Origin of the sequence: Mycolicibacter senuensis (genome assembly GCF_002101885.1) — a bacterium.
Lineage (GTDB): Bacteria > Actinomycetota > Actinomycetes > Mycobacteriales > Mycobacteriaceae > Mycobacterium > Mycobacterium senuense.
Window position 1 is genome coordinate 265,252 of record NZ_LQPS01000054.1, and the last position, 10,566, is coordinate 275,817.

Consider the following 10,566-nt stretch of genomic DNA (forward strand, 5'->3'; position numbering starts at 1 on the left):
GGGCAAGTCGAGATTGGGGTGAGGCGGTGACGACACCAGCGCAGGACGCGCCGTTGGTGTTGCCGTCGGTGGTATTCCAGCCGATTCGGCTGCTGCTCATTTGCGTAGCGCTGACCGCGGTGGCGACATTGGCCGCCGCCGGACTCGGCCACGTGATGTTCGGGGCGTTCTTCGGCTTCGGGCTGGCCCTCGGATTGGTCAACGCGCTGCTGATCCGCCGCTCAGTCCAGTCGATCACCGCCCAGGACCACCCGCTGAAATCGAAGATGGCGATGAACTCCGCGACGCGCCTGCTGGCGATCACGGTCGTCGGTCTGGTCGTCGCCTACCTGTTCCGCCCCCAGGGCCTGGGTGTGCTGTTCGGGCTGGCACTGTTCGAGGTCCTCTTGGTGGCTACCACCGCACTGCCGGTGATGAAGAAGCTGCGCAGCGCGGCAGCGACCGGCACAGACGCTCTTGGCACGGAAGGGACTGCACAGTAGCGATGATCGAGACCACCCTGGCCGAGGCCGCGATCGAAGTCGGCCACCACGAAACCGCCGTCTGGCCGGTGCTCGGGACCGTCAACATCGACACGATCACGTCGAGCGCGATCGCCGCGGTGGTCGTCATCGCCTTGGCGTTCTATCTGCGGGCCAAGGTCACCTCGACCGGGGTTCCCGGCGGTGTCCAGTTGTTCTTCGAGGCGATCACCGTTCAGATGCGCAACCAGATCGAGGGTGCGATCGGGATGCGAATCGCCCCGTTCGTGCTGCCGCTGGCGGTGACCATCTTCGTGTTCATCCTGGTGTCCAACTGGATGGGCGTGTTCCCCGTGCAGTACTCGGATGCATCCGGAGCTACCAAGGAACTGTTCGCCCCGCCGGCCTCCGACATCAACTACGTGTTGGCGTTGGCCCTGTTCGTGTTCTTCTGCTACCACCTGGCCGGGTTCTGGCGCCGGGGCTTCCTGGGCCACCCGTGGCGGGTGCTCAAGGGACACGTGGCGATCCTGGCTCCGATCAACCTGGTCGAAGAGATCGCCAAGCCGGTTTCGCTGTCGCTGCGACTTTTCGGCAACATCTTCGCCGGCGGCATCCTGGTCGGCCTGATCGCGATGTTCCCGCCCTACATCATGTGGGCGCCCAACGCGGTATGGAAAGCGTTCGACTTGTTCGTCGGCCTGATCCAGGCCTTCATCTTCGCCCTGCTGACGATCCTGTACTTCTCGCAGGCCATGGAGATGGACGAACATGCAGACCACTAGTAACCAGCAAGCCTGACACCACAACAAAGACCTGGTAGAGAACTACCAGCTAGCAAGGAGGAAAAGTATGGACCCCACAATCGCGGCCGGCGCCCTCATCGGCGGTGGCCTCATCATGGCCGGTGGCGCGATCGGTGCCGGTATCGGTGACGGCATCGCGGGTAACGCGCTGATCTCCGGAATCGCCCGGCAGCCCGAGGCGCAGGGCCGGCTGTTCACCCCGTTCTTCATCACCGTCGGTCTGGTGGAAGCGGCCTACTTCATCAACCTGGCGTTCATGGCGCTGTTCGTCTTCGCCACCCCGGTCGGTTAGTCCGCTCCTATGGGTGACATGAGCGTCGTCGTCCTGGCCGCGACCCGCCAGGTCGCCGCGGGAGCGGAGGAAGGCGAAAGCGCCAACTTCCTGCTCCCCAACGGCACCTTCTTCGTCGTGCTGGGCATTTTCTTGGTCGTGCTCGGTGTGATCGGCACCTTCGTGGTGCCGCCGATCATGAGGGTGTTGCGGGAGCGCGACAACATGGTCACCAAGACTCTCGCCGACAACCGGGAGTCAGCCGAGCAGTTCGCGGCCGCCGACGCCGACTACGAGAAGCAGATGGCGGCCGCGCGCCTGGAGGCGACGACCGTGCGCGACGAGGCTCGGGCCGAGGGCCGCAAGGCCATCGACGAGCAGCGGTCGGCGGCGGAGGCGGAGGTGGCCACGACGTTGCAGGCCGCCAGCGAGCAACTCAAGCAGGAAGGCGATGCGGTGAGTGAGCAGTTGCAGGCCCGGGTGGCGACCCTGTCAGCCACCCTGGCCGGTCGGATTCTCGGCGTCGAAGCCGAGACACTCTCCGCGGCGAACACGGGGCGGTAGCAACAGAGATGTCGACATTCATCGGGCAGCTGGTCGGCTTTGCCGTCATCGTCTGGCTGCTGGTCAAGTTCGTGGTTCCGCCGGTGCGCAGGCTGATGGCCGACCAGCAGGAGTCGGTGCGTCGGCAGTTGGAGGAGGCCGCTGCGGCCGCCGCCCGGCTGACCGAGGCCGGCCAGGCGCACGCCACCGCAATCGCCAACGCCGAGACCGAGTCGCAGCGGGTGACCGCCGAAGCCCGCACCGATGCTGAGCGGCTCGCTGAGCAACTGCGCGGTCAGGCCGGCGTTGAGGCCGAGCGCGTCAAGTCCGCCGGCGGTCAGCAGGTGGGCCTGATGCGTGCCCAGCTGATCCGTGAACTGCGGGCCGGCCTCGGGGCGGAAGCGGTACAGCGCGCGGCCGAGCTGGTTCGCGACCACGTCGCCGACCCGCAACGCCAGGCCGCCACCGTCGACCGGTTCCTCGACGAACTCGACGCGATGGCACCGAAGTCGGTCGAGGTCGAATCGCCGATCCTGGCCCGGATGCGCTCCGCGAGCCGGGACGCCCTCAAGGGTCTGCTCGGCAAGTTCGACGAGGTGGCAGGCGGCCTCGATGAGCAGGGCCTGTCTACGCTGGCCGGTGACTTGACCGCGGTCGCCGACGTGCTGGGGCGCGAGACCGTGGTGACACGGCACCTGACGGTGCCCACCGAAGACCCCGCCCCGAAGGTTCGCCTGGTGCAGCGGTTGTTCTCCGGCAAGATCGGTGATCCGGCCCTGACGCTGGTGTCCGACGCCGCCGCGGCCCGGTGGTCCAACGACGGCGACCTCATCGCGGCGGCCGAACACGTCGCGCGGCAGGCGCTGCTGCTGTCTGCCGAACGCGCGGACAGCCTCGACGAGGTGGAGGACCAGCTGTTCCGGTTCTCCCGCATCCTCGATGCCCAGCCCCGGCTGGACACGCTGCTCAGTGACACCGCAACGCCGGCCGCCGGCCGGGTGGGGCTGGTACGCAACGTCATCGGCGGCGGCAGTGGCGCCAATTCGATCACCACCGCGCTGCTGGAGCAGACCGTCCGGTTGCTGCGCGGTCAGTCCGCGCACCAGGCGATCACCGAACTCGCCCAGATCGCGGTGGCACGCCGCGGCGAAGTGGTGGCGCACGTCGGGGCGGCCGCCGAACTCAGCGACGCCCAGCGCACCCGGCTCAACACCGTACTGAGCCGGATCTACAGCCACCCGGTGCGCGTGCAGGTCGGCGTCGACCCCGAACTGTTGGGCGGGCTGGCGATCGCCGTCGGCGACGAGGTGATCGACGGGACACTGTCCTCGCGCCTGGTCGCCGCAAAGACGCAATTGCCCGACTGACCAAAAACCTAGATCCATCACCAAGAAGGCAGGAAGACGAGAAGCCATGGCAGAGTTGACAATCTCCTCTGACGACATTCAGGGGGCGATCGAGGAGTACGTGAGCTCCTTCAGCGCCGACACCGCGCGCGAGGAGGTCGGCAGCGTCATCGACGCCGGTGACGGCATCGCACACGTCGAGGGTCTGCCTTCGGTGATGACCCAGGAGCTCCTCGAGTTCCCCGGCGGGGTGCTGGGCGTGGCCCTGAACCTCGACGAGCACAGCGTCGGCACGGTGATCCTGGGAGACTTCGAGCACATCGAGCAGGGCCAGCAGGTCAAGCGGACCGGCGAAGTGCTCTCGGTGCCGGTCGGCGACGGTTTCCTCGGCCGGGTGGTCAACCCGCTCGGCCAGCCGATCGACGCCCGGGGCGAGATCGAGGCCGAGACACGTCGGCCGCTGGAGATGCAGGCCCCCTCGGTGGTGCAGCGCCAGAGCGTCAGCGAGCCGCTGCAGACCGGCGTCAAGGCCGTCGACGCCATGACCCCGATCGGTCGCGGCCAGCGCCAGCTCATCATCGGTGACCGCAAGACCGGCAAGACCGCATTGTGTGTGGACACCATCCTCAACCAGCGCCAGAACTGGGAGACCGGGGACCCCAACCAACAGGTCCGCTGCGTGTACGTCGCGATCGGTCAGAAGGGCACCACCATCGCCAGCGTGCGCCGCGCGCTGGAAGAGGGCGGCGCCATGGACTACACCACGATCGTCGCGGCTCCGGCCTCGGACTCCGCCGGCTTCAAGTGGCTGGCTCCCTACACCGGCTCGGCGATCGCCCAGCACTGGATGTACTCGGGCAAACACGTGCTGATCGTGTTCGACGACCTCACCAAGCAGGCCGAGGCCTACCGCGCCATCTCGCTGCTGCTGCGCCGTCCCCCCGGCCGCGAGGCCTACCCGGGCGACGTGTTCTACCTGCACTCCCGGCTGCTGGAGCGTTGCGCCAAGCTCTCCGACGAGCTCGGCGGCGGTTCGCTGACCGGCCTGCCGATCATCGAGACCAAGGCCAACGACATCTCGGCCTACATCCCGACCAACGTCATCTCGATCACCGATGGCCAGTGCTTCCTGGAGAGCGACCTGTTCAACCAGGGTGTCCGGCCGGCCATCAACGTAGGTGTGTCGGTTTCCCGGGTCGGTGGCGCCGCCCAGATCAAGGCCATGAAAGAGGTGGCTGGCTCGCTGCGTCTGGATCTGTCGCAGTACCGCGAGCTGGAGGCGTTCGCGGCCTTCGCTTCCGACTTGGACGCCACCTCCAAAGCGCAGCTGGAACGCGGTGCTCGGCTGGTCGAACTGCTCAAGCAGCCCCAGTACGCGCCGATGCCCGTCGAGGAACAGGTCGTCGCGGTCTTCCTGGGTACCGAGGGGCACCTGGACTCGGTGCCGGTCGAGGACGTCGCCCGGTTCGAATCCGAGTTCCTCGACCACATCCGGGCCTCCGAGAGCGACATCCTGACCGGCATCCGCGAGTCCAAGAAACTCTCCGATGAGGCCGGCGAGAAACTGGTCGCGGCCATCGGACAGTTCAAGAAGGGCTTCGCCGCCACCGACGGCAGCTCGGTGGTGCCCGACGAACGCGTCGAAGCGCTCGACGAGGACGAGCTCGGCAAGGAAGCGGTGCAGGTCCGCAAGGCCCCGCCGGCGAAGAAGAGGTAACACCGCCATGGCAGCCACACTTCGCGAACTACGCGGGCGAATCCGCTCCGCCGGGTCGATCAAGAAGATCACCAAGGCCCAGGAGCTGATCGCTACGTCGCGTATCGGACGGGCGCAGGCCCGGCTCCAAACGGCGCGGCCGTACGCCGATGAGATAACCCGGATGCTCACCACGTTGGCCGCCGAGGCGGCCCTGGACCACCCATTGTTGGTCGAGCGCGAAAACCGCACCCGGGCGGGGGTGCTGGTGGTGTCGAGCGACCGTGGTCTGTGTGGCGGGTACAACGCCAACGTCTTCCGTCGGGCCGAGGAGCTGTTCGCGCTCCTGCGGTCGGAGGGCAAGGAGCCGATTCTCTACGTCGTCGGCCGGAAGGCACTGGCGTACTACACTTTCCGGAACTGGGAGATCACCGACTCGTGGGCGGGTTTCTCCGAGCAGCCGACCTACGAAAACGCCGCGACCATCGCCTCGACCCTGGTGGACGCGTTCATGTCCGGTGTCGACGACGAGGGCGACCACCCGGGTGCCGACGGGGTGCTCGGCGTCGATGAGTTGCACATCGTGTCCACGGACTTCCGCTCGATGCTGTCGCAGTCGGCCGAGGCGCGGCGAATCGCGCCGATGCTGGTGGAGTACATCGGTGAGGAAGACACCGGTCCGCGGACCCTGTACTCCTTTGAGCCGGACGCCACCACGCTGTTCGACTCGCTGCTGCCGCGGTATCTGACCACCCGCGTGTACGCGGCGCTGCTCGACTCGGCTGCTTCTGAGCTGGCTTCGCGCCAGCGCGCGATGAAGTCGGCGACCGACAATGCCGACGACTTGATCAAGGCGTTGACACTCGAGGCCAACCGTGAGCGCCAGGCCCAGATCACCCAGGAAATCAGCGAAATCGTCGGCGGCGCCAATGCCCTCGCCGATGCCCGATAAGCACAGCCCGCCAAGCACGCTAAGCACTAGGAAGCGAAGAAGATAATGACTGTTACCGCTGACAAGACAACCGCCGGCCGCGTCGTGCGCGTAACCGGCCCCGTGGTTGACGTCGAATTTCCGCGGGGCGCGGTACCCGAGCTGTTCAACGCGCTGCATGCCGACATCACCTTCGAGGAGCTGGCCAAGACGCTGACCCTCGAGGTCGCCCAGCACCTCGGCGACAACCTGGTGCGCTGCATCTCGATGCAGCCCACCGACGGCCTGGTCCGCGGCGTGGAGGTGACCGACACCGGTGCGGCGATCTCGGTGCCGGTCGGCCACGACGTCAAGGGCCACGTGTTCAACGCGCTGGGCCACTGCCTGGACAAGCCGGGCTACGGCGAGGACTTCGAGCACTGGGGCATCCACCGCAAGCCGCCGGCCTTCAACGAACTCGAACCGCGCACCGAGATGCTCGAGACCGGGTTGAAGGTCGTCGACCTGCTCACCCCGTACGTGCGCGGCGGCAAGATCGCCCTGTTCGGTGGTGCCGGTGTGGGCAAGACCGTGTTGATCCAGGAGATGATCAACCGCATCGCCCGCAACTTCGGTGGCACCTCGGTGTTCGCCGGCGTGGGTGAGCGCACCCGTGAGGGCAACGACCTGTGGGTCGAGCTCGAAGACGCCAACGTGCTCAAGGACACCGCCCTGGTGTTCGGTCAGATGGACGAGCCGCCGGGCACCCGTATGCGGGTGGCGCTGTCGGCGCTGACCATGGCCGAGTGGTTCCGCGACGAGGCCGGCCAGGACGTGCTGTTGTTCATCGACAACATCTTCCGGTTCACCCAGGCCGGCTCCGAGGTGTCGACCCTGCTGGGCCGGATGCCCTCGGCGGTGGGCTACCAGCCCACCCTGGCCGACGAGATGGGCGAGCTGCAGGAGCGGATCACCTCGACCCGCGGCCGGTCCATCACGTCGATGCAGGCCGTGTACGTGCCGGCCGACGACTACACCGACCCGGCGCCGGCCACCACGTTCGCGCACCTGGACGCCACCACCGAGCTTTCCCGTGCGGTGTTCTCCAAGGGCATCTTCCCGGCGGTGGACCCGCTGGCGTCGAGCTCGACCATTCTGGACCCGGCCATTGTCGGCGACGACCACTACCGGGTCGCCCAGGAGGTCATCCGGATCCTGCAGCGTTACAAGGACCTGCAGGACATCATCGCCATCCTCGGTATCGACGAGCTGTCCGAGGAGGACAAGCAGTTGGTGAACCGAGCACGGCGTATCGAGCGGTTCCTGAGCCAGAACATGATGGCGGCCGAGCAGTTCACCGGCCAGCCCGGTTCGACGGTGCCGCTCAAGGAGACCATCGAGGCCTTCGACCGGCTGACCAAGGGCGACTTCGACCACCTGCCCGAGCAGGCGTTCTTCTTGATCGGTGGTCTCGACGACCTGGCCAAGAAGGCCGAGAGCCTGGGCGCCAAGCTGTGACGCGAAATCCTCTGACCGCGAAAGGCGGTGGGTAGTGGCAGAGATTGACGTCGACGTCGTCGCGGTCGATCGCAAGGTGTGGTCGGGCAAGGCGACGTTCATCTTCACCCGGACCACCGTCGGTGAGATCGGGATCTATCCGCGGCACATCCCGCTGGTCGCCGAACTCGTCGACGACGCGATGGTGCGGGTGGACCGCGTCGAGGAGGGCGAGCTGCGGCTGGCGGTGCACGGCGGTTTCCTGTCGGTCACCGACGAGGGCGTCAGCATTCTGGCCGAGTCCGTCGACTTCGCCGCGGAGATCGACGAAGCGACCGCACGGCACGACGCCAACTCCAACGACCCGAAGTTGGCGGCTCAGGGCAGGGCTAGGCTTCGTGCCCTGGGCGTGATCGATTAGCGGGGCGTGAACCGATGAGCACGCCCATGATCGCCATGGTCGTGCTCGTCGCCGTGCTCTTGGGCGCTGTGCTGGCGCTGAGTTACCGGCTGTGGAAACTGCGCCAGGGCGGCACGGCGGCGATCATGCGCGACCTGCCGGCCGTGGGTGGGCACGGGTGGCGGCACGGCGTCGTCCGTTACCGCGGCGGCGAAGCCGCCTTCTACCGGCTCTCCAGCGTGCGGCTGTGGCCGGATCGCCGGCTGTCCCGCCGCGGGGTTGACGTGGTGTCGCGGCGTGCGCCGCGCGGCGACGAGTTCGACATCATGACCGACGAGATCGTGGTGCTCGAACTGCGCGACACCACCCAGGACCGCCGGGCGGGTTTCGAGATCGCGCTGGACCGCGGTGCCCGCACCGCATTTCTGTCCTGGCTGGAGGCGCGCCCGTCGCCGCGGTCCCGCCGTCACAGTTACTGATCTGACGGAACCGTTTGGCGGCGCCTACTTTTCGGGACGGTCGGTGCGCTCGCCGCCGGGCTGCCACAGTACGTCGCCGTCGGCGTTGGCCACCCGGCACAGTACGAACATCAAGTCCGACAACCGATTCAGGTATTTCGCCGGCAGCACCGACACGCCGTCGGGATGCGCCTCGACCGCGGCCCACGCCGACCGCTCGGCGCGGCGCGCCGCGGTGCGGGCGACGTGCAGCAGCGCCGACAGCGGTGAGCCGCCCGGCAGGATGAACGAGTTCAACGCCGGCAGCGGCTCGTTGTATTCATCGCACCACGCCTCCACCCGATCGATGTAGTCCTGGGTGATGCGCAGCGGCGGGTACTTGGGGTTCTCCACCACGGGAGTGGCCAGGTCGGCGCCGGCGTCGAACAGATCGTTCTGGATGCGCAGCAGCGTCGCGCTGACCGATTCGTCGGGTTCGCCCAGCGCGATCGCCACGCCGATCGCGGCGTTGGCCTCTTCGACATCGGCGTAGGCCACCAGGCGCTGGTCGGTCTTGGGAACCCGGGAGAAGTCGCTCAATCCCGTGGTGCCGTCGTCGCCGGTGCGGGTGTACACGCGAGTGATATGCACTGCCATGCCCCAAACCGTACCGGGCGCGACAACCGGTGCGAGCCGGGCCGGGATTCGGTCGGGATCACTGCCCGGTCGTCACTACACTGACGCGCGTGGGTGAGCGTTTCGTGGTTACCGGCGGCAATCGGCTGGCCGGGGAGGTCGCCGTCGGCGGCGCTAAGAACAGCGTGCTGAAGCTGATGGCGGCGGCGCTGCTGGCGGAGGGCACCAGCACCATCACCAATTGCCCGGACATTCTCGACGTGCCGCTGATGGCCGAGGTGCTGCGCGGCCTGGGCGCCAACGTCGAGCTCGACGGGACCACGGTGCGAATCACCTCGCCGGATGAACCCAAGTACGACGCCGACTTCGCCGCGGTGCGCCAGTTCCGGGCGTCGGTCTGTGTGCTGGGCCCGCTGGTGGGCCGGTGCCTGAAGGCCAAAGTCGCACTACCGGGCGGCGACGCGATCGGATCGCGCCCGCTCGACATGCACCAGGCCGGCCTGCGTCAGCTGGGCGCCACCTGCAATATCGAACACGGTTGCGTGGTGGCGCACGCCGAAAAGCTGCGCGGCGCGGAGATCCAGTTGGAGTTCCCCTCGGTCGGCGCCACCGAGAACATCTTGATGGCGGCGGTGCTGGCCGAAGGCGTCACGACCATCCACAACGCGGCGCGTGAGCCCGACGTCGCCGACCTGTGCACCATGCTCAACCAGATGGGCGCGCAGATCGAGGGCGCGGGGTCGCCGACGCTGAAGATCACCGGGGTCCCGCGGCTGCACCCCACCGAACACGAGGTGATCGGGGACCGGATCGTCGCGGCAACCTGGGCCATCGCCGCGGTGATGACGCGCGGCGACATCGCGGTGACCGGCGTGGACCCGGCCCATTTGCAGCTCGTGCTGCATAAGTTGCACGACGCCGGGGCGACCGTCACTCAGCACGACAACGGCTTCCGGGTCGTCCAGTACGACCGCCCCAAGGCCGTCAACGTCGCGACCCTGCCGTTCCCGGGATTCCCGACCGATCTGCAGCCGATGGCGATCGGCCTGGCGGCGATCGCCGACGGTACGTCGATGATCACCGAGAACGTCTTCGAGGCGAGGTTCCGGTTCGTCGAAGAGATGATCCGGCTGGGCGCCGATGCCCGCACCGACGGGCACCACGCGGTGGTGCGCGGCCTGCCGCAGCTGTCGAGCGCGCCGGTGTGGGCCTCCGACATCCGGGCCGGCGCCGGCCTGGTCCTTGCGGGCCTGGTCGCAGACGGTGACACCGAGGTCCACGACGTCTACCACATCGATCGGGGATACCCGTTGTTCGTGGAGTACCTGGCCGGTCTCGGCGCCGAAATCGAACGTGTAAGATAGGTCAGGCCGGCGCCCCGCACGCGGATCGTCGAGCAGTCTGGAAGAACCTTCTGGTAGCCCCGAAAAGTCGGAGTTGACTCAACTCCGGCTACCGAGTATAGTGGCGGGGTTGCCTGAAAGCCGGGCGTGTTGTTTGAGAACTCAATAGTGTGTTTGGTGGTTTTTGTTTGTTGTTGTTTTTGCCGCATCCTTGGCGCCC

12 protein-coding genes are annotated in these 10,566 nt (G+C 67.2%); 11 read left to right on the top strand and 1 reads right to left on the bottom strand.

Annotated features, from left to right (window positions below; translation table 11 throughout):
* Window positions 1-26 precede the first annotated feature (26 nt).
* The 10 genes from AWC24_RS21350 to AWC24_RS21395 all read left to right on the top strand — a co-directional run bounded on the left by AWC24_RS21350 (window position 27) and on the right by AWC24_RS21395 (window position 8,409).
* Window positions 27-482 (top strand): ATP synthase subunit I, encoded by a 456-nt coding sequence (locus tag AWC24_RS21350; RefSeq protein WP_085089077.1) that lies wholly within the window; start codon window positions 27-29, stop codon window positions 480-482.
* 2 nt (window positions 483-484) lie between these two features.
* Window positions 485-1,246, top strand: a complete 762-nt coding sequence (gene atpB / locus AWC24_RS21355; RefSeq protein ID WP_085089079.1) for a F0F1 ATP synthase subunit A — start codon at window positions 485-487, stop codon at window positions 1,244-1,246.
* A gap of 67 nt (window positions 1,247-1,313) precedes the next feature.
* Window positions 1,314-1,559: a F0F1 ATP synthase subunit C gene (locus AWC24_RS21360; protein WP_011893196.1), complete on the top strand. Its 246-nt coding sequence runs from the start codon at window positions 1,314-1,316 to the stop codon at window positions 1,557-1,559.
* A 9-nt stretch (window positions 1,560-1,568) separates the two neighbouring features.
* Window positions 1,569-2,102, top strand: coding sequence for a F0F1 ATP synthase subunit B (locus AWC24_RS21365; RefSeq protein ID WP_085089081.1), 534 nt, complete (start codon window positions 1,569-1,571; stop codon window positions 2,100-2,102).
* An 8-nt stretch (window positions 2,103-2,110) separates the two neighbouring features.
* Window positions 2,111-3,448, top strand: coding sequence for a F0F1 ATP synthase subunit B/delta (locus tag AWC24_RS21370; protein WP_085089083.1), 1,338 nt, complete (start codon window positions 2,111-2,113; stop codon window positions 3,446-3,448).
* A gap of 46 nt (window positions 3,449-3,494) precedes the next feature.
* A complete protein-coding gene (gene atpA / locus AWC24_RS21375; protein WP_085089085.1) occupies window positions 3,495-5,144 on the top strand; it encodes a F0F1 ATP synthase subunit alpha in 1,650 nt (549 codons plus the stop codon).
* Between the two features lie 7 nt (window positions 5,145-5,151).
* A complete protein-coding gene (locus AWC24_RS21380) occupies window positions 5,152-6,075 on the top strand; it encodes a F0F1 ATP synthase subunit gamma (RefSeq protein WP_085089087.1) in 924 nt (307 codons plus the stop codon).
* Window positions 6,076-6,120: 45 nt separating this feature from the next.
* Window positions 6,121-7,551, top strand: a complete 1,431-nt coding sequence (gene atpD, locus AWC24_RS21385) for a F0F1 ATP synthase subunit beta (protein ID WP_085089089.1) — start codon at window positions 6,121-6,123, stop codon at window positions 7,549-7,551.
* A gap of 34 nt (window positions 7,552-7,585) precedes the next feature.
* On the top strand, window positions 7,586-7,951 hold the full coding sequence (locus AWC24_RS21390) for a F0F1 ATP synthase subunit epsilon (RefSeq protein ID WP_085089091.1): 366 nt from the start codon (window positions 7,586-7,588) through the stop codon (window positions 7,949-7,951).
* Between the two features lie 14 nt (window positions 7,952-7,965).
* On the top strand, window positions 7,966-8,409 hold the full coding sequence (locus AWC24_RS21395) for a DUF2550 domain-containing protein (protein ID WP_085089093.1): 444 nt from the start codon (window positions 7,966-7,968) through the stop codon (window positions 8,407-8,409).
* Window positions 8,410-8,433: 24 nt separating this feature from the next.
* Here AWC24_RS21395 and AWC24_RS21400 read toward each other — a convergent pair whose 3' ends face one another.
* Window positions 8,434-9,024 carry a cob(I)yrinic acid a,c-diamide adenosyltransferase gene (locus tag AWC24_RS21400; protein ID WP_085089095.1) on the bottom strand — a complete coding sequence of 197 codons (591 nt, stop codon included), beginning with the start codon at window positions 9,022-9,024 and terminating at the stop codon, window positions 8,434-8,436.
* 89 nt (window positions 9,025-9,113) lie between these two features.
* Here AWC24_RS21400 and murA point away from each other — a divergent pair, with 89 nt between their 5' ends.
* Window positions 9,114-10,367, top strand: coding sequence for a UDP-N-acetylglucosamine 1-carboxyvinyltransferase (gene murA, locus AWC24_RS21405; protein WP_085089097.1), 1,254 nt, complete (start codon window positions 9,114-9,116; stop codon window positions 10,365-10,367).
* The last annotated feature ends 199 nt before the right edge of the window (window positions 10,368-10,566 follow it).

What these genes read in the sequence shown, in the direction of transcription:
- atpB (WP_085089079.1), top strand. Translation starts at nt 485, where the DNA reads ATGATCGAGACCACCCTGGCCGAGGCCGCGATCGAAGTCGGCCACCAC.
- AWC24_RS21360 (WP_011893196.1), top strand. Translation starts at nt 1,314, where the DNA reads ATGGACCCCACAATCGCGGCCGGCGCCCTCATCGGCGGTGGCCTCATC.
- AWC24_RS21365 (WP_085089081.1), top strand. Translation starts at nt 1,569, where the DNA reads ATGGGTGACATGAGCGTCGTCGTCCTGGCCGCGACCCGCCAGGTCGCC.
- AWC24_RS21370 (WP_085089083.1), top strand. Translation starts at nt 2,111, where the DNA reads ATGTCGACATTCATCGGGCAGCTGGTCGGCTTTGCCGTCATCGTCTGG.
- atpA (WP_085089085.1), top strand. Translation starts at nt 3,495, where the DNA reads ATGGCAGAGTTGACAATCTCCTCTGACGACATTCAGGGGGCGATCGAG.
- AWC24_RS21380 (WP_085089087.1), top strand. Translation starts at nt 5,152, where the DNA reads ATGGCAGCCACACTTCGCGAACTACGCGGGCGAATCCGCTCCGCCGGG.
- atpD (WP_085089089.1), top strand. Translation starts at nt 6,121, where the DNA reads ATGACTGTTACCGCTGACAAGACAACCGCCGGCCGCGTCGTGCGCGTA.
- AWC24_RS21395 (WP_085089093.1), top strand. Translation starts at nt 7,966, where the DNA reads ATGAGCACGCCCATGATCGCCATGGTCGTGCTCGTCGCCGTGCTCTTG.
- AWC24_RS21400 (WP_085089095.1), bottom strand. Translation starts at nt 9,024, where the DNA reads ATGGCAGTGCATATCACTCGCGTGTACACCCGCACCGGCGACGACGGC.